15 protein-coding genes are annotated in these 18,026 nt (G+C 65.1%); 3 read left to right on the forward strand and 12 right to left on the reverse strand.

The window, feature by feature from the left end:
- The first annotated feature begins 21 nt into the window (after positions 1-21).
- The gene (locus tag AC3FLX_RS00595; protein WP_488693061.1) at positions 22-1,092 is read left to right on the forward strand and encodes an ATP-grasp domain-containing protein; all 1,071 of its coding nucleotides are present in this window, start codon (positions 22-24) and stop codon (positions 1,090-1,092) included.
- Between the two features lie 76 nt (positions 1,093-1,168).
- Here AC3FLX_RS00595 and AC3FLX_RS00600 read toward each other — a convergent pair whose 3' ends face one another.
- Complete coding sequence (locus tag AC3FLX_RS00600; RefSeq protein ID WP_488693062.1) at positions 1,169-3,547, reverse strand: polysaccharide biosynthesis tyrosine autokinase; 2,379 nt, start codon at positions 3,545-3,547, stop codon at positions 1,169-1,171.
- Positions 3,548-3,997: 450 nt separating this feature from the next.
- On the opposite strand from AC3FLX_RS00600, the gene AC3FLX_RS00605 reads away from it, so the two are divergent.
- Positions 3,998-5,023 (forward strand): DUF1839 family protein, encoded by a 1,026-nt coding sequence (locus tag AC3FLX_RS00605; protein ID WP_488693063.1) that lies wholly within the window; start codon positions 3,998-4,000, stop codon positions 5,021-5,023.
- Between the two features lie 83 nt (positions 5,024-5,106).
- Here the strand turns inward: AC3FLX_RS00605 and AC3FLX_RS00610 are convergent, their stop codons facing one another.
- The 10 genes from AC3FLX_RS00610 to AC3FLX_RS00655 form a co-directional block, all read right to left on the reverse strand.
- The gene (locus AC3FLX_RS00610) at positions 5,107-5,835 is read right to left on the reverse strand and encodes a Crp/Fnr family transcriptional regulator (protein WP_488693064.1); all 729 of its coding nucleotides are present in this window, start codon (positions 5,833-5,835) and stop codon (positions 5,107-5,109) included.
- Between the two features lie 388 nt (positions 5,836-6,223).
- Positions 6,224-8,806: a glycoside hydrolase family 2 protein gene (locus tag AC3FLX_RS00615; RefSeq protein ID WP_488693065.1), complete on the reverse strand. Its 2,583-nt coding sequence runs from the start codon at positions 8,804-8,806 to the stop codon at positions 6,224-6,226.
- On the reverse strand, positions 8,803-9,789 hold the full coding sequence (locus AC3FLX_RS00620; protein ID WP_488693066.1) for a DUF1839 family protein: 987 nt from the start codon (positions 9,787-9,789) through the stop codon (positions 8,803-8,805). Before AC3FLX_RS00620 ends, AC3FLX_RS00615 begins: the two co-directional genes overlap by 4 nt.
- Positions 9,790-10,752: an amino acid--[acyl-carrier-protein] ligase gene (locus tag AC3FLX_RS00625; protein WP_488693067.1), complete on the reverse strand. Its 963-nt coding sequence runs from the start codon at positions 10,750-10,752 to the stop codon at positions 9,790-9,792. It abuts the gene before it with no gap.
- A 10-nt stretch (positions 10,753-10,762) separates the two neighbouring features.
- Positions 10,763-11,959, reverse strand: coding sequence for an acyl-CoA dehydrogenase family protein (locus AC3FLX_RS00630; protein WP_488693068.1), 1,197 nt, complete (start codon positions 11,957-11,959; stop codon positions 10,763-10,765).
- Positions 11,956-12,207, reverse strand: a complete 252-nt coding sequence (locus AC3FLX_RS00635) for an acyl carrier protein (protein ID WP_488693069.1) — start codon at positions 12,205-12,207, stop codon at positions 11,956-11,958. Before AC3FLX_RS00635 ends, AC3FLX_RS00630 begins: the two co-directional genes overlap by 4 nt.
- 122 nt (positions 12,208-12,329) lie before the next feature.
- Positions 12,330-12,470 (reverse strand): hypothetical protein, encoded by a 141-nt coding sequence (locus tag AC3FLX_RS00640; RefSeq protein WP_488693070.1) that lies wholly within the window; start codon positions 12,468-12,470, stop codon positions 12,330-12,332.
- A gap of 513 nt (positions 12,471-12,983) precedes the next feature.
- Positions 12,984-13,244 (reverse strand): hypothetical protein, encoded by a 261-nt coding sequence (locus tag AC3FLX_RS00645; RefSeq protein ID WP_488693071.1) that lies wholly within the window; start codon positions 13,242-13,244, stop codon positions 12,984-12,986.
- Positions 13,245-13,339: 95 nt separating this feature from the next.
- A complete protein-coding gene (locus tag AC3FLX_RS00650) occupies positions 13,340-13,882 on the reverse strand; it encodes a DNA-binding response regulator (RefSeq protein ID WP_488693072.1) in 543 nt (180 codons plus the stop codon).
- Between the two features lie 269 nt (positions 13,883-14,151).
- Positions 14,152-14,970, reverse strand: coding sequence for a helix-turn-helix transcriptional regulator (locus tag AC3FLX_RS00655; protein WP_488693073.1), 819 nt, complete (start codon positions 14,968-14,970; stop codon positions 14,152-14,154).
- Between the two features lie 509 nt (positions 14,971-15,479).
- Between AC3FLX_RS00655 and AC3FLX_RS00660 the strand changes: the two genes are divergently transcribed.
- The gene (locus AC3FLX_RS00660; protein WP_488693074.1) at positions 15,480-17,279 is read left to right on the forward strand and encodes a methyl-accepting chemotaxis protein; all 1,800 of its coding nucleotides are present in this window, start codon (positions 15,480-15,482) and stop codon (positions 17,277-17,279) included.
- Positions 17,280-17,307: 28 nt separating this feature from the next.
- On the opposite strand, the gene AC3FLX_RS00665 is transcribed toward AC3FLX_RS00660, so the two are convergent.
- Positions 17,308-18,018 (reverse strand): glutathione S-transferase C-terminal domain-containing protein, encoded by a 711-nt coding sequence (locus tag AC3FLX_RS00665; RefSeq protein WP_488693075.1) that lies wholly within the window; start codon positions 18,016-18,018, stop codon positions 17,308-17,310.
- Positions 18,019-18,026 lie beyond the last annotated feature (8 nt).

An 18,026-nucleotide genomic window follows, 5' to 3' on the forward strand; every position in this document is an offset into this window, starting at 1 on the left:
TCGGATGCAATTGGAGTGCACATGAACGTTCTGCTGACATGCGTAGGTAGAAGGCGCTATCTCGTGGAGTACTTCAAGTCGGAGCTGAACGGGACTGGCATGGTGCTTGGCGTGGATATGCAACGCAATACGCCGGCCGCGAGTGCATGCGACCTGTTCCTGGTGGCGCCGAGCCTCCATGCGGAGCACTACATCGACTTCCTGCTCGATGTCTGCAGGGAACATCGGGTTTCAGCGATCCTGTCGCTCAATGACCTGGAACTGCCGCTCATTGCGGCGCACGCACATCGGTTCCGCGACATCGGAACGATACCCATCATCTCGTCCGCCGACGTCGTTCGCCTATGCGCGGACAAGTTCCTGACTGCGCAGTTCGCCGAATCGATCGGGCTGTCCACGCCGCGCAGCTATGCGACCCTGGAAAGCGCGGAGTCCGCCATCGCGGCCGGTTCCGAGGTCTTCCCGCTCGTCGTCAAACCGCGTTGGGGCAGCGCAAGCTTCGGCATCTTCTTTGTCGAGGACCAAAGCGAGCTTCGCTTCGCGCATGCCTACTGCCAGCGGCTCTGCCAGCAATCGATCTTTGCAAAGATGGGGCCGCCGGGGGAACAGGTTCTGATCCAGGAAATGATTTCGGGCCAGGAGTACGGGATCGATATCTTCAATGATCTCGATGCAAACCCGATCGGCTTCGCGGTGCGCCAGAAACTGAGGATGCGCGCGGGAGAGACGGACCAGGCAATCACTGTCGAAGGCAAGCCGTTCAGCGACCTGGCCGCCCGCATCGGCCGGGAACTACGGCATATCGGCAACGTCGACTGCGATGTGATCGAACGTGACGGACGCCAGTACCTGCTGGAAATGAATCCAAGATTCGGAGGCGGCTATCCCTTTACCCATATGGCGGGCGCCAACCTCGTACGGGTGCTGCTGAATTGCCTGCGCGGTGAACACGGGCAGGAAGTCCGCTATCAAGCCGGCGTCGAACTGGTCAAGTGCGACGAACTGGTCAGGATGAACACCGCGAACGAAGCAGGAAAGACGCTGGAGACGCCGCTCCCCTCATATGTGGAAGGCGTCGCCGAAGGTCAGTAAATCGCCGCTGAAGGATTGCGCTCCTCGGATATGGTCCTTATCGGACCATATCGCGTAGGAGCGCAATGCTATGGGCTCAGGCAGGCTTTCCCGGCGCGGCACGCACATGAGCGATCTGCCTGACTGACGGCGCCGCCACGGGCATGCCCAGGTAGGGATTCATGGTGCCGAACTCCGCCTGATTGCTGCGCTTCGGTGTCACGCCATTGAGGATGCCGCCGGACAGACTGGCGTGTGCACGTGCCAGCCGCTTGAGCGATTCATCGACCTGGTCGGGCAACGTCGACCCTGCGCGCAGCACCATCAGCGTGCCGCCGACAACGTTGGCGACGAGCGCGGCATCGGCCACGGCCAACACGGGCGGCGTATCGATCAATACCAGATCAAAGCGTTCCGCACAGGCCCGCACGGATTCTGCAAAGGCCGGATGCATCAGCAGCTCCGATGGGTTCACCGGAGGAATACCGGCCGGCAGCACGGACAGGCCGTTGACCACGGTGCGCTGGACGGCTTCCGGCAACGCCACGCGGCCGGCGAGCAGATCGGCAAGGCCCACGTCGGTGGCCAGATCAAACCAGCTTGCCACCTTGCCGCGCCGCAGGTCGGCATCGATCAGCAGCACACGCTGGCCGGCCTCGGCAAACAGCACGGCGAGATTGACCGATGCGAATGTCTTGCCAGCGCCCGCCGTGGGGCTCGTCACCGCGAGCACCCGTTGCGGCGTATCGCGCAGCATGAAATGCAGCGCCGCGCGCACGCTGCGCAGCCCTTCCACCGCCATCGAGTGCGGTGAATTGCGCGCCAGCAGGAACTGATCGTGCAGGCCAAGGCGCAGCAGCCGTTCAGCGCCGTCCAGGTCATCCTCGGAGTTCGCTACCAATTCGTCCTGGCTGACGAGCGCGCGGCCGGGTTCATGCGCGAGCAGCCCCGCAACCTTCCCGTGTACCGACTTTGCTCGCGCGTCGACAAGCTTCTCCAGTTCCACCTGCTCCTGGCTGAACACGACGTCGCCAAGCATCGGCAGGCCGAGCCGCAATTCGGCATCGTTGGCGGAATCCAGCGTGGGCCGGACGCGCTGACGCATGGTCACGCACGCCATCGCCAGACAGATCCCCATCAGCGCGCCCGCCGTCGTGGCGGGCCAGGGTCCCAGGCCCACGGGGCGTACCGGCACCAGCGCGCTGTCCAGCACGCGCACCTGTCCCGTGCGATCGAGTTGCACCAGCGACAATTGCTCCGACTTGTTGCGCAACGTCATGTACATGTCTTCGGCGACCTTCACATCGCGCGTCAGCGCCACCGACTCCCGCTCGGTCGAAGACAGATTCTGGTAGCGCGAATCCATATCCTTGCGTTCGCGTATCAGCTGCTGGATCTGGTTGTCGACCGTCTTGACCTCGTTCGCTTCCTCGGTAAAGCGTTGCAGCAGCTTCGTGCGTTCCAGCTTCAGCAATGCGATCTGGCGCTGGTAGTCCATGCTGCCAGACAGGTATGACTGCGCATCCTGCGTCGGCGTCATCGAACCGGCCTTCGAGCGATAGCGCGTCAACGCAGCCTCGGCGCGCTCCAGTTCGACCTTCACGCGCGGAATCTCGTTGCCCAGGAAGGCCAGCGTCGCCGCCGTATCGTCGCGCCGCTGCGTGGCCTGGTTGCCGATGAACGATTCGGTGATGCCATTGACCAGCGCGGCGGCGACCGTGCGGTCGGTGGTCCGCCACGAGATGCTCACGGTGCTCGCATCGCCGGGCTGCATCTCGATATGCAACCCGTTAGCCACGTCATTGATGGTCTGCACCATGTCATGGCGCGTCAGCATGAAGCGCGTGCCGGGGTGGGCGTCGATGCGCATCACCATCAGCGTCACGCCATTCGCCTCCGCCCGCGCGCCCACGCGGCCTTCGAGCAGTTCGCTGTCGCGGTCATAGAGCCGGTAAGCGTTGTCGGGCAGAACCTCCAGCGTCAGCGGCACGTTGAGCAGGCGTTCAGGCACCGAGAGCTTTTCCACCGCCACCTGCTCGCCGCTCCACGCGTACCCAAGGCTTTCCGGCCACGGCGTGCCGATCTTGCCGGGATTGGCAAAATGCGCGACCAGCCCACCGATCAGCGGCGCGCGCAAGGGCAGCGCCGTAATATCAAGACGCAGCCGCTCCACTACGGGGGCCACGACGGTGCGGCTGCGAAGCATGCCGACATCGAGCGGCACGCTGGGCGCCTGCATGGCCGCGGCGGCATTGCGTGCCTGCGCCGCGCCTTCGCGCGGCTGCAGCACCTGGACCAGCGCGCTCGCGCTGTACACCGGCGGCTGCGAAACCGCGCACACCCAGGCCACCGCCGCGCCTACCAGCCCCGCGCCCAGAATCCATCCAGCGTGGTCGACCATTGCACGCCGCGCCACGCCGCCAGCCGCGGGCATTGCCGCATCTGCCGTTCCGGCTCCCGCTGCAAAAAATGACATCTTGTTCACGACGTCCCCCTTGACTCCGAATACTGCCTAACCCCTGCGGGCGCGGCTTGTCTGGTTGCGCCAGTAGTGATGGGGCCCTTTGGTCGGCGTTTTCATCCTGCCTCCTGGTGCCCACTCGGTCGGCGTGCCGATGCATCGGCGGTTGACGCATCGGCGCGTTGTGAAGACTCCGGCAACCGGGCCTGTCACGGCAGGCGCCACGGACGCGCGCGCCCGCGCCCTGGCCAGAGTGGATGCGATCAGTGTAGGAAGCTGCCTTGGCAGGATTCTGTTCGATTCCGCACACGCTACCTGCCGCGCCGTGGCCTTGCCCTGACAACGGCCCGTGTGTTGGAAAACGTACCGAAGTGCCGCGCCGGAACGGCTCCAATGCAGGTGGACATGCCAACGCACGGCCGGCCGGCTCCGAGCCGCTTGCCATCCGAACCCGGAGGAAATGAGATGGAGCAATGCACAGCGAACACCGTGGCGCCTGCGCAGGCAGCACGGCCCGTGGTGGCGCCGCAGCGCCTGCTGCATGGCGAGGCATCGATCTGGCAGGAAACGAACTGCTACATGGACCTCTGGATCGAGCTGCTGCATGGCTGGCACCTCGACCCGCGCGCGGCACTGCCGTTCACTGTGACGCAGGACTACGAAGGCGACCATTTCACCTTCTTCAAGTTTCCGCAGGCCGACCTGGAGCTGCTGTATGGAACAGTCGTGCAGGAGAGCGCCATCTACGACACGCTGGAAGCGCACGTTGCCGAACAGGTGCGGCGCGGCCACACGATGCTGGTGGAAGCGGACAGCTTCTACCTGCCCGATACGGGCGCCACGACCTATCGCACGGGTCATGTGAAATCCACGATCGCGATCGACGAGATCGACACCGCGGCGCAGACCATGTCCTACTATCACAGCCTTGGACGCTACGCCGTCGAGGGCGAAGATTACCGGGGCGTGATGCGTCTCACGCCCGAACTCAGCACCAACGGCAACATCCTGTTTCCGTACGTCGAATGCGCGAAGCGCGTGCGCGCGCCGCTGCAAGGCCGTGAGCTGGCCAATACGGTTGCGCAGCTGATGCGCCACCACCTGGGCCGGCGCCCGACGCAGAACCCCATCACGCGCTGGCGTACCGAGTTCCCGGCGCAGGTCGATACGATCCTGGCGCGCGGCGATGCCTACTTCCATCTCTATGGATTCAACCTGCCGCGCCAACTGGGTGCCAACTTCGAGATGCTCCATCACTGCCTGAACTGGCTCGGCGAACACGGCCATCCGGTGCCGTCGGCCATCAGCGAGGCGGCCGGCAGGATCGCTACCGAATGCAAGGTGCTCCAGTTCCGCCTGGCGCGTGCCGTGGCACGGCGCCGCGCCGATGCCTGCACAGAGTGCCTGGACAACCTGGAGTCGGCCTACGGCACCGTGATCACGGGCCTGGTAGCGTCGTTCGGCAGCATCGATCCGGCACATGGCTACTGAGCGTCGCGTGTGAAGCGCGCCCCGGAACGCCGCCTGACGGCGCGTGGCATTCGGGGCGAGCTGCATTGCGCGAATGACGCCGGTCAGGCGTGCACCAGGGCAAGCGCCGGCAGAAGGCGGTCATACTCGCGCTTGACGAGCTTGTAGCATTCGCAAGAATGCTGCTCAAGTCCGCAACGGTCGAGCACGGTGATGTGGCCGCGGCTGTGGTGGATCAGGCCCATATCCTCCAGCTTGCCAGCGGCTTCGGTCACGCCTTCGCGACGCACACCCAGCATGTTCGCAATCACCTGCTGCGTGATCACGAGTTCGTTGCTGGCCATGCGATCGATCGCCAGCAACAGCCAGCGGCACAGTTGCTTGTTCAGCGAGTGATGGCGATTGCAGGCGGCGGTCTGGGCAATCTGCGTCAGCACGGCCTGCACATAGAGCAGCGTCATGCGTTGCAGCGTGGGAAGCTGCGACAGCTCGGCGCGCAGCGCGCGGGCCGGGATGCGGTACGCAAAACCGGGGCTGCGCACTTCCACGCGGCTGGGCATGGTGTCGCCACCGGTAACCACGGGGATGCCGACCAAGCCCTCGTTGCCTACCGCCGCGAATTCCACCGTGGCGCCATCCTCAAGCAACGAGAGCAGCGACACCACCGACGTGGTGGGAAAGTAGACGTGGACGATGCGCTGGCCCGAATCGGTCAGCAATTCCCCTGCACGCAGGCGGACGAGCTCGAAGTGTCGCGACAGGACTTCCCATTCATGGCGCGGCATGGCGTTGAGCAGATGATTGACATGCAGGTCCGACCGATGCGTGATCATTTTTTCCTCTCCGTTTGACCGGAGCGACATCGGTACGCGCACGCTGGCAAACGCCTGCGAGACGTGTGACCCGACTTCGCCGCTCCACCCTTTATCAGCTAGCTGCTGGCGAATACCTGGCAGCCTTGCGACTGCCGCCCGTAAAACCTGCCGAAGCTTTTTTGCGCTCCGGATATTCTTCGTTGTTGACTGTATTAAGTGCTATGGCGCACTGAACCGACAGTAGGCAGACGGATAGGTCTGGTAGTCATGCTTTGGTAGGTTGGATGTAGGAATTCGGGGGAGGAAGACGCGGGCGCGGCGGGGCGGGCGCACCGGCCATGTGGATGAGGGATATGTGTCCTGCCGCGCCAGCCGTGGCATGGCGGGCAGGTGGAGATCGACGGCGTCAGCCGTCGTAATTGACCGACCGGTCGGCGTTCAGCGCGGACACCTCGCCCGAAGGGATGGCGTTGGCCCCGGCTACACCCGCGGCATCGTGCATCAGGCGGATGCGGCGCGATTCGCCCGGCCCGAGATGGAACCAGTCGGTCTCGGGCAGGTAGGCGTGATCGTCGATATGGACCCAGCGCGCGAAGCGCCGCGCCTCCACCGTGAGCCACCAGACGCCGTCTTCGCATGCCACGCTGGCACGGAGGCCCGGATCGCGCAGCGCATCGGCGCGCCGGTTCGGCAGATAGACCGACTGGCTGAGCAACCGGTTTCCTGCCTCGTCCGGGGTAGTGTCCGACGCGGTTTCCGGAGACGCGTCATGCAGCGTCGCCAGCACCACGTCGTGCGCGGGCGGACCAAAGCGGTATGCGTATGTGAAATCGAAGAAGTGATCGAGCAGTTCCGCCGCCACCAGCCGCCGTGACTCGCGTGGCCCCAGCGTCAGCGTCCGCGTGGCCTGGTCGGCCACGGCCTCGCCATCGCGCAGGCAACGCAGCGTCAACCGCACCGTGCGCGGCGCGCCGGACTCGTTGATCAGGTGCACGTGCAGGCCGTTCAACCCTTCGTCCGTCAGCAACACCTGCAGCGGCTGCCATACCTGCCGCAGCGCGTGCCATGCCGACTTGGGCCGCGCCCGGGCATCGATGATGCCCCAGCCGGCGCCCGGCAGCAGATCTTGCAGCTGCCACACCAGCCCTCCCATGCAGGAGGAACCCGTGCGGCGCCATTCGCCGAACACTTCGGTCATGATCTCCGCCACCACGGCGCGTGACAGCGCCAGGTAGCGGGCCGGATGCTCATAGCGCAGCCGTGGCGGGTCCACCTCGAACAGCGCTCGCAGGTAGAAGTCGCGGATATCTTCGAAATCCCAGGCCGAACCGGCGTCGCGTGGCACGCGCGCCTTCCAGCGCGGGTCGTGCAACGGCTGCGACAGGCCCGCCTCCGCCAGCGTGCGCGCGCACGGCACATTGGCGAATGCCAGGCATTCGGACGTAAAGCGCACGTTGGCGAGCCGCGCATCGGCCAGCGGCCGCTCATATGCGCCCACGCCGTAGTAGTGCGTGACGCCGGTATCGGGCTGGAACGGCCACGGGCCCTCGCTCGGCGAGTTGCGCACGTAGACCGTGTCCGGCCGGTGCCTGGCCACCAGCGCCGGAATCAATTCATCGAACAGCGGCTGGCGCCATGTGCCGCGCGGGGCGCCCAGCATGGCCGCCTGCTGCTCCGCCTCGCTGCCGCCGCACAGCACGGCCAGGCTCGCATGCGCACCGGTCGACGTCAGCCACTGCGAGACTTCGCGGCTCGCATCGTCCATCAACGCGGCACTGGCGCTGGACTCGCTGCCGTAGTCGAAATTCGCGAACATGAAGTCCTGCCAGACCATCAAGCCCAGTGCATCGCAATGGCGATAGAACGCCTCGCCCGGATAGCAGGTCACGCCACTCACGCGCACCATGTTCGCGCCGGCGTCGCGGGCCAGCTCAAGCCAGCGTGCCACGGCCTCGTCGGTATCGGCCAGGCCCGGCAGGTCGTGGCTCGATACGCACGCGCCACGGCAGAACACACGTTCGCCGTTGACGCGCAGCGCAAAAGCGCCGGGTTCGCCATCGCGGTCTTCGGTGATCGTACGAAACCCAACGCGGCCGCATGCCAGTACGTGGCCGCCAAAGCTGGCGTCGATCCGGTAAAGCGCCGGATCGCCATGTGTATGCGGCCACCAGCGTCGTGCATCCGGGATGCGCAGCGTGCCGGCCAGCGTTTGGCCGCCGATGCTGCACAGTTCGCCCTGCCACACGGCGTGCTCGGGGCCCATCGCCGAGAACGTACCGTGCGTCGGCACCGGCCCTGGAAAATGCAGTTTTGCCTCGATGACGCCGTCGCTGCCTTCGATCCGGCTCGACAGTTCGGCACGTACGCCATGCGCGAGATCGGTACCGGCGGGATCGAGCAGTTCGATATCGCGCCACGGGCCGACCGCATGCACGGGCGGACACCAGCCAGGCATGTGCCCAAGCAGCGTCGTGCGAACCGTGCGCAGCGACGGCGGCTGGATCATGCGCGGCTTCCACCGAACCGGGCCGCGCTGCGTGCGCAGCCACGGATGCATCGCGCGAAAGCAGATATGCAGCGCGTTGTCCGCGCCCGCCAGTTCCACTTCCACCTGGTGTGCCGCGAACATATGGTGCGTGGTAAGCACCTTCACGCCGTTGAGCCAGACCTCGGCAATCGTGGCAAGACCGTTGAAGCGCAGCAACCGGCGGCCGCTGCCGGAGAAATGCAGCCGGTACCAGTAATCGTTATGGTGCAGTGGCGGCGGCGCCGTATCGTCCCAGCGTCGCGCGGCGCGCAGCGCGCTGGCCACGGTACCGGGCACTGGCGCGGGCAACCAGTGGCCGGTCTCGGACAGCTCGCCCGGATGCGCGGCCGCATTCGCAAAGGTTTCAAGCAGGGTCCAGTCGCCTTCAAGCCGCGATCGCCCCACGGCCACCCCGGGCTGCAGGATGGGCAGCAATGCCGGTTCCGGATCCCGTGCGGTCATGTGACGGTCTCTCCAAAGTGGGCCGCCAGCGCGGGTACCGTGCCCTGGTAAGCCAGTTCGAGCTGTTCCAGGCAATCCTGGCAGCTATCGGACTTGTGGCTGATGACGGCGCGCATCAGGCGGAACTGCATGACCATCGCCTCGGACGCCATCGTGTAGCACGCTTCGGCCACGGTATCGGGTAGTGACTGCCCGTTCATGACCAGCCAGCGCACATAGCAACCGAGCAGTTCGAAATTGGCGCCGAGCTGACGCAGCACGCTGGCGGCATAGATCTGGAAGTTGGCCTCGTTGCGCGCCATCAGTTGTTCCAGGTGCGCCGGGAAAGCGGCGCGGAATGCCTGGATCGGGTTCTGGCGCGGACGCCGCGCCAGGTGTCCGCGCAACAGGTCCACCGACGCGCGCAACAGGGCATCCTCGGTCATGGCCGGAAAGCGGCGGCGCACCACTTCCGCCTGTGGAAACATCGCCACGCCCCACATGGTTTCATGCGCAGGCATGCGGAAGATGGCCAGGTAGTCGTCGCCGCTGGCGGTGTGGTAGCCGTCGTGATGGTAGTAACCCACCGCCGTCGCCTCGGGCACCAGCGCATCGATCGCGATGCACGCTCGTGCATGCTGACGCCGGTATGCGCCAGCGGGCTGGGGAAGCTGGTAGCTGTCCACCTCCAGCAGCACCGCGTTGCCACGGTTGGTCTGCGCGGCAACGTGCGCTTCGAGCTGGTTGTAGGTCGACAGTTCGTCCTTGACGATGCCGTACAGCCGCTCAAGGTCGGCCGACGGGATGTTCGACGAAGTGAACTGGTCCCCTTCGAAATCTAGGGTGACCGTGAACGGCAAAGCTGCGACGGGTTCGAAGTCCCATCCATGCAACAGTTCAACCCAAAGGTCGATGTGGCGGTTGGCATGTGACCATACCGGATTTCCACCATGCAGCGCGTGCGCGCCGCCGCGTGTGCGTACAGCCTTGCCGTCTCCGTACATTTACACGTCTCCCAGCGTCTCACGCACCGGTTGCGGCCACTTCGCGGGGTCGAGACCGTGGTGCTTGAGCAGTGCCAGCACCAGCCGTTCAATGCCGAATCCCACACAACCCGTATGCGCCACACCGCCATCGGCCAGGCCGATATGCCAGAGCGCGCCGAAGTGGTCGATGTGGTAGTTGAAACTCATGCAGGCCGTGGGCGGCGCGCCATCGTTGACCGGAATCAGCAGCTCGAACTTGAGCTTCAGTTCGCGCTGGCTGTCGGCCACGATCTTGCCGCCGCGTCCGAAGAAAGGATCGTTGGCGACGTCGACCTCCACCGGTAGCTGCAACGCCTCGGCCAGGGCTTGTCCGCGCTCCATCCACAACTGGCGGAACGCGACGATGCGCTCGGGCGAGCCCAGGCACACGTATTCGCGCTGGCGAAACAGCTGCATGCGCGTAGGCTCCAGCGACGGCTCATGCCGATAGCAATACGACAGCACGTCCACCACCTTGCCTTCGCTGGGCAACGGACCACGCTTGGCCACCACCGGGTAGATCGGGTAGCAGGCAGCGGGCGTCAGCACCACGCCAGTGAATTCCTGCTGGTCGGTCCACTCTTCCTTGTCTTCTATCCTGGCGAGCAGGCGGCGATGCCCGCGGTCGTCGCCGCAGAAGCTGTGAATCGTGCCCGCCAGCTGCGGAAAGTTCTTCAGGTATTCGCTGGTCTCGAAGTCCTGCCGGCCCATCGCGGGCGGAAAGCGCAGGACTTCGGCGTGCTGGTCCACGCCGATTCGCGTGATGGCCGCGTTCAGGCCATCGGCAATGCTTTCGAACTGCGCGCTGCGGCCATACAGGCCCTTCACGCCGGTTTCGATCAGCAGGCCAGCGGCCAGCAACCGCTCCAGGTAGGTCGGCCCGACCGCGGTTTCGGCTGCGCCGCCGCCCGGCGCCGCCTCAGTCAATGCATGGGCGTCCATAAGTGGTTCCTCACGAACGGTCGGCCAGCAACAGATTGGCCGTGTTGGTCTGGATGCGATCGTTGTTGATCATCAGCGGTGCCGACCACAGGTCGCGCAGATGGCGGCCCAGGCTGAACGGCGTGCCGTGCTTGTAGCCGGCCATGCCGCATACCAGCAGTGCCTGCTGCACGACTTCGAGCGCGGTCGTCGACATGGCGGTCTTCAGTCCATTCATCTCCGCCGCGAGCGCGAACGCCGCCGGCACCGATGCGCCCGCGTGACGCGCGCGCTGGCGCTCTAGCGCCATATCGATGCGTGCTTCCATCATCTGCAGCAGGCTGACCGCTTCGGCCACGCGCGGTGCCGACGGCGGCAACTGCCCGGGGCGCGCGCGCGCCTGACCCTGGAAGAAGGTCTTGGCACGCGACACCGCATCGCCGGCAATGCCCAGCCACAGCGCACTCCAGAGGATGTGCGAAACGGGCGTCATCGTGGTATCGGCAATCTCGCCGAACGGCACCGGCAGCACCTGGTCCACCTGCCCCGTGGCCTCCAGCCGGAAGCCATTGCTGCACGTGCCACGCATGCCAAGCGTGTCCCACGTGTTCAGGCTTTGCAGCGTGTAGTCCGGCTTCAGCGCGCAGACCAGCACCTGGTCTGACGGCGAAGCATCCGCATGGCGGCGTGCCGTGATCAGGATGCCGTCGGCATGCGCGCCGTAGGAGATCGTGGGCGCCATCTTCAGCAGATGGAACCGGTCGCCTTCCACATTGACGGCGCAGCCACTGTTGCGCAGTGCGCCACCGATGGCTTCCTCAGACGTGGCCGACGCCAGCAGCAACTGTTCCTTGGCCACGCGCGCCAGCAATTGCTGATGCCAAGGGCTGCCAGTGCCGTGTTCGAGCAGGCAGGCCACCTGGATCTGGTGCATCGCGTAGATCATGCCGGTGGATGCGCACATCTCGCCCAGCACGCGGCCGATGGTGGCCACCGTTGCCAGCGATGCACCGCTGCCGCCCAGCACGGCCGGCACCATCGCGCCAAGCAGGCCGTGCTCGCGCAGCACCTCGAACGCTTCGTGCGGGAATCGCGCTTCCTGGTCCACGGCGTCGGCAAAGCGCTGTGCCACGGCAGCGGCTTCGCGCGCGGCCGCGATCAATTCTTCACCGGCGATGGCGCCGGCACCGGAATTGGCATGGGCCAGCGATACCCTGGCGGTGTTCATGCGGCCTCCTGCTGGTTGCGAATCGTCTCCACGGCCGCCGCCAGCGAGTCCACGCTGCGAAAGAGCTGACGCGTCAGCATCTGGTCCGGGATTTCGATGTCGAAGGCGTTTTCCAGCGCCAGCATGACGTGCACGGTGGCCAGCGACGACAGGCCCGCCGCATAGAGGTCATCGTTGTCGGCCAGCGTGGCCAGCGGCACATCGAGTCGCGCCACTTCACCGAGAATATTGCGGATGGTTGACTTCATTCGATCTCTCCGATTCGTTGACGAGCTCCATTCCATGTTCTTTGCGCGATGAGCTCGGTGCGATGTCGCACCAAACCGCGCGCTACGGTTATCGGGCGCACTCAATACGCCGCGGCGTAAGTTCAGCCGCGCAACGCGGTGCGCACGAAGATACGTAGGTCAGGCTGGAGCGGCCAGTGCCGGATGTCGTCGATATCGAGCCAACTTTTCAGATCGACGCCATGACCGGCCCATGCCCCTTGCGGGGGGCTGACTTGGGTCATGGTTGCGTAGCGGTTCCCGAGCGTCTGTTGGGCGCCGCACACAGATCCGCCCGGCGTGTGCGTCGCCAAATCGGGGCCCCGCGGCGCATCTCGCGCGTGCGAGAGTCCGGTTGCGTGGCACGCGCTTGCGGCGTGCGATGGCATGCGTGGCGCCATCAATTTTGGCGCGCCAACTGCTCGTGCGCACCGGCATCCATCCCGAAGCATGAGGCCGGAGGCCGGCGGATGGATGACCCTGCACGGGCCGCATGGTCGGCGCGAGCGCGCCAGTGCTGGTGCCGCGGTTTTGACACGGCCCGTAATGCAGGGATGAGGTGCCGGGTCCGCATGCGTCTTCTGGTTGATACTGTCTTGCGCGGCGATTCGATATGTTCAATGCAATGGTCGCTCACCAAGTGAGCGGCCATTTCAAAGCCCGCATGGTCCCCCGGTCGGCGGGCTTCTTTTTTGGCCGGCCGGTGAAGCGGGTACGCAAGACGTTACGTGAAGGTGCGAATGGCGGACCCTGCGCGGTCAGGGAACCGGCGTGCGGGTCAAGGCGACGAACATCGCGCGCGCGGTATCCAGATGTCGGCTCGCTTCGCGTTCGCCGATCTCTCGCGCCGCCGTGATGGCGGCATCCTCGGTGGCAAAGCACCGTCCGTGCAGTTCGCCCCGATACAACAACGGCCCGCCAATGATGGCGAGCCGTATCTCATAGCAACATGCCCATTTGCCCCGGCCCTCGCGCACGGCAAACCCGTGGACGACCAGGATATCCAGACTGCGTTCCATACGACCCCCTGCTCCCCGCGGCGGCCGGTCTCGCCAAGGCACCGGCTTCTGACCGCGGGCAAATCCAGCATAGTCGTATCAACGCGCGAGCGCCTTCATCCGATGGCAGTAGACCCATCGGGACTTACCCGCGCCGCAGGGATGAACCGCGATATCGGCGCCGCTTGCGCGCCGTGCGGATGCAGGGATCTCAGCAGTGACAGCGCGCTGCGCGGAAAACACTGGCCACCGGCCCACACCAGCGTGGCGGCGGCACAGACCAGTTCCACCGGCGCCGGTACGGCCAGGCAGCCGTTGGCACCCAGCAGCGCGGCATGGGCCATCAGCGGGGCATCGAGCGCATCGGACAACACCAGCCAGCGCCGTGGCGCCAGCAGTGCGAGCACGCGGTCCAGCAGCGCGCGCGGATCACCGGGTACGCCGCTGCAGTCGACCAGCGCCATCTCGACCGGCCGCTCCGGTAACGGCTCGGCTGCGTCGGGATTTTCAATCGAGGACATGCGCGCGCCAACGGGATCACCGTCGAGCAGCCATTCAGGCCCGTGCCAGCGAACTGGTGTCGGGATGTCCTGCCCCTCCATGCGCCGCGCAAGGATGCGGCACATCATTTCATTGCTGGCGATGAGATAGGTCGTCATCTGAATGCCATCCGCGCTTGTCACGCGTCTATCCGCAGGGTGTGGTGCACCGGCGGGGCGCCCTGGTTGGGCGCGTCGTATTCTTGTGGAAATGATGGCGATGAGGGTTCATGCCAGAGATTTCGCTGATCCCTGCGGCTGCCCCCCGGCGCCGGACATGAAATACAAGCTAGCAACCACGGCCGGCGGCCGCCTCATACTTTTGGACGAGGGGCGGGCCGGCGAATGGCGGAGGCGGGCCAAGACCCGCGGGCAATACGTGACTTCTTTTATGCGGCCTCACAAGCCTCCCGCGCGTTCAGGGACGACATCGGGATATGCGTGGGCTTGGCCGGCGCGGGGCCTGGCCAGTTCAAGGTGGCACCGCGCTGCAGCGCCACGTACACAGCCTCACCCTTGTTGCGCACATGCAGGCGCTGGTACAGCGTGCAGGCGTGGGTCTTGGCAGTGGCCACCGATATATTCAGCAACCGGCTGACCGTCTTGATCGGATAACCGCGCGCCAGCAGCGCAAGGACTTCGTACTGGCGTTCGGTGATGTTGAGCAGATGGGCGCCCGCGGCCGGTGTTTCCTGCGGCGCGGCTTGCCCCGGCGCGGCAGCGTCGGCCATGTGCGCCGGCACGCTGTGCAACGGCACCACGATCGGCGCGGCGTCATGGCGGGCATCGTGGTGCGACAGATCGGCATGACGCGCGGCCGGCAGTTGCGACGGGAAGCATTCGCCCCCGGCCAGCACCAGGCGGATGGCGGCTTCGAGCGCATCGGCCGAACACGTCTTGGCCAGCAGACCACGCACCGCATCGGGCACACCGGATTCGGGCAGCGACACCGGCAGGTGGTCTGCCAGCACCAGCACGCGCAGCGGCGTCAGACGGCGGCACAGTTCGGCCAGCGTCTGCCAGCCAGCGTCCGTTTCGGCCGGCAGGCCGAAGACGAGCAGATCCGCGTGGTGTGTCCACGGGTCGGGATCATGCAGGCCGGCGGGATCGAGATCGATGAGATCGCCCGGTACATGCGCCTGAGCCAACAGATGGCGCAGACCGAGACGCAACAAAGGGTGTGGCTCGAGCAACAGGATGGTGGCCATGGCCGCTCACTTCTTCTTGGCGCGTCACTCCGAGTCCTAAGGTTCGTGCGGCGCGCTGATTGGAGATGCTCCGCTTATGGCGCGGCTGCATTTCCATACGATCTACATCACCTCCTGAGCCTTGGCAGCGTTTCCCGTCCTGGCTCGCTGCCTACCTGCTTGGGCCCTCCCTCGGAGGATGTAAGACCGCCCCGTGTGCGTATGTAACGCGTTAGATGCTTCTGAATACAGATTCAAATTAAATTGAATTCTGGTGTTCAGCATAGGCAGCACGCCTTGCGAATGCAAGTTGGTGCTGCAGCGCAACGGGTTTTCCCTCGGTTGTATAGCAATGCCTGTACAGACATATGGCAACTGCCCTGCAGGCCCCGAACGATCGCTCAGTCGGGCAAAAAGTGACTCGAAAATCTCTATGTTGCAGCGCACTAAAGTCGACCGGCGGCATGCCGTCAATGCGAGGGCAGATTTCCCGCCCATACCAGGGTCAACTTGAGAGAAGAGTTCAACACATGCTTTCCTCGCTTCGCGCACGTATCGTGGCCCTATCCGTGGCCATCGTGATCGTGGCGCTGGCAGCCAATGCCATCGTCAACCAGTTCGTGGCTCGTACCTACAACAACGAGGCCATCGACAACAACCTCGCCGCCGTGCAGACAGGGCACGTGGATGCCATCGCGGCATGGGTCTCCAGCCACACGCAGATGATCGAATCACTGCAGGAAGCCGCGCTGCAAGACGACCCCATTCCCGCGCTCAAACTTGTTTCGAACGCGGGCGGCTTTATCAAGACCTACGTGGGTTATCCGGACAAGAGCCATCGGTTTTCCGATGCCGCCGGCCTGAAGCCTGACTACGATCCCACCGCGCGCCCCTGGTACAAGCAGGCCGTGGCCGCGGGCAAGCCGATCGTCACGCCGCCTTATATCGCGGCCAGCAGCGGCAAGCTCGTGGTGACCTTTGCCGTGCCGGTGATACGCGACGGTGGCGTCAAGGCGGTGATCGGCGGCGACGTGGCGATGGATGCGGTGGTCGCCAATGTCCGCTCGATCCATCCCACGCCTGCCAGCTTCGGCATCCTGGTGGCACGCGACGGCAAGATCGTCGCGCACCAGGACGACAAGCTGACGCTGAAGCCGATTACCGATCTGGTGCCTGCACTGGACGGCGACAAACTCGGCGCACTGGTCTCGGCCACCACGCCGATGGATGTGAGCATCGGCGGCGCCGCCAGACTGCTGCGCGGCCGCGAGATTCCGGGCACCGACTGGGTGGCCGTGATTGCGCTGGACAAGTCGGAAGCCACCGCGGGCATGCGGTCGGTGCTGATTGCATCGTTGATTTCGCTGGTCGTCGTTGCCTGCGCGGCGGCGGTGATCGTGGCCGGCGTGACGGCCGTTTCGTTCCGCCGGCTCTCCGGTATTCGTGATGCCATGATGGCAATCGGTTCCGGCGACGGCGATCTGACGCGCCGCCTGGCCGCCGAGGGTACCGATGAAGTGGCGCAGATCGCGCGCGCCTTCAATGCGTTTGCCGACAAGCTCGTGCATGTCATGCGCCAGATCCGCGATGCGAGCGAATCCGTGCACGTGGCTGCAAACGAGATTGCGGAAGGCAACGCCGACCTGTCGCAACGCACGGAATCCGCGGCGGCGAGCCTGGAGCAGACCGCCGCATCGATGGAGGAGATCACCGCCACGGTCGGACAATCGGAAAGCTCGGCCCGCCAGGCCGACGAAACCGCCACCCAGGCACAACTGGTTGCGACGGACGGCGGCAATGCGATTGCCGGCGCTATCGAAACCATGAGCGATATCGAACGCGCCGCGGTAAAGGTTTCGGAAATCATCGGCGTCATCGAAGGCATCGCGTTCCAGACCAACATCCTCGCGCTCAACGCGGCCGTGGAAGCGGCACGCGCTGGCGAGCAGGGCCGAGGCTTCGCGGTGGTGGCGGGCGAAGTCCGTGCGCTGGCCCAGCGTAGTTCGCAGGCGGCCAAGGAGATCAAGACGCTGATCGAATCCACGGTGGGCAGCGTGAATGCCGGTTCTGGCCAGGTGCGTCTGAGCGGAGAAACAATGCGCGAGATCGTGGGTAATGTGGGCCGCGTCACGCAGATCATCTCCGAGATCACGAGCGCCGCGCGCGAACAGACACGCGGCATCCAGGAAGTGAACGTGGCGGTCAGCCAGCTGGATCAGATGGTTCAGCAGAACGCCGCGCTGGTGGAGCAGTCGACGGCCGCGGCCGCCGCGCTGCAAGGACAGGCGGCGACACTGGCTGAAGTGGTGCGGACCTTCCGACTGGATTGATTCCAGTCCGCGAGGACCCTGGCGGCGCTCAGGTTCCTCGCGTCTGCTTCTGCATGACGCGATCGTGCACCTCGCGGCAATGCCGTACGAGGTTCGGTCGCGTCAGCACGTATCGCCGCAACGGCGTATCGATCTCGTAGTAATAGATATTGGCGACAAAACCGTAGATCGCGGCATCGATCGGCGTGGGCTGCTCGCCGAACACGAAGCCTTCCTCCCCAATCAGGTCCGCCACCACACGCAGGTCTTCGATGCCGCGTGCGTAGACCTGCTCCGGTGCATAGCGACCGATCCCCTGGTAGTAATAGCGCTGGTCGTTGTATTTGCGCGCGGCTTCCAGCGCGTCTGGCGTGATGTCGGGATGCGTGGCGCGCAAGGCGTCGCGGAAAGCCGGCCAGTACCGGTCATCGCGCCAGCGTGAATAGCTCATCGGCCAATACAGGTCGTCTAACGTACGGCGCACGAGCAGGTCGAGATTTCTTTGCCCCGGCGACAGTTGCGCATCCAGCGTCAGGCCGTACTGCTTGGTCAGGTAGGCGATGATGGCGTCGCTGTCTCCCACCGACGTACGTCCATCCTCCAGGTAGGGCAACTGGCCGCGCGGCGCCTGGGAGGTATCCAGGATATGGCGGTGCTCGAAGGCCAGCCCACACAAACGCATGAACGCGAACACTTTCAGGCCGAAGGCGTTGTTGTCCGCCACGCCAAAAAGGTCAGGATAGGAGTAGAGCGTTGGCATGGCGTTTG

Source organism: Cupriavidus sp. 291-E7, assembly GCF_057798835.1.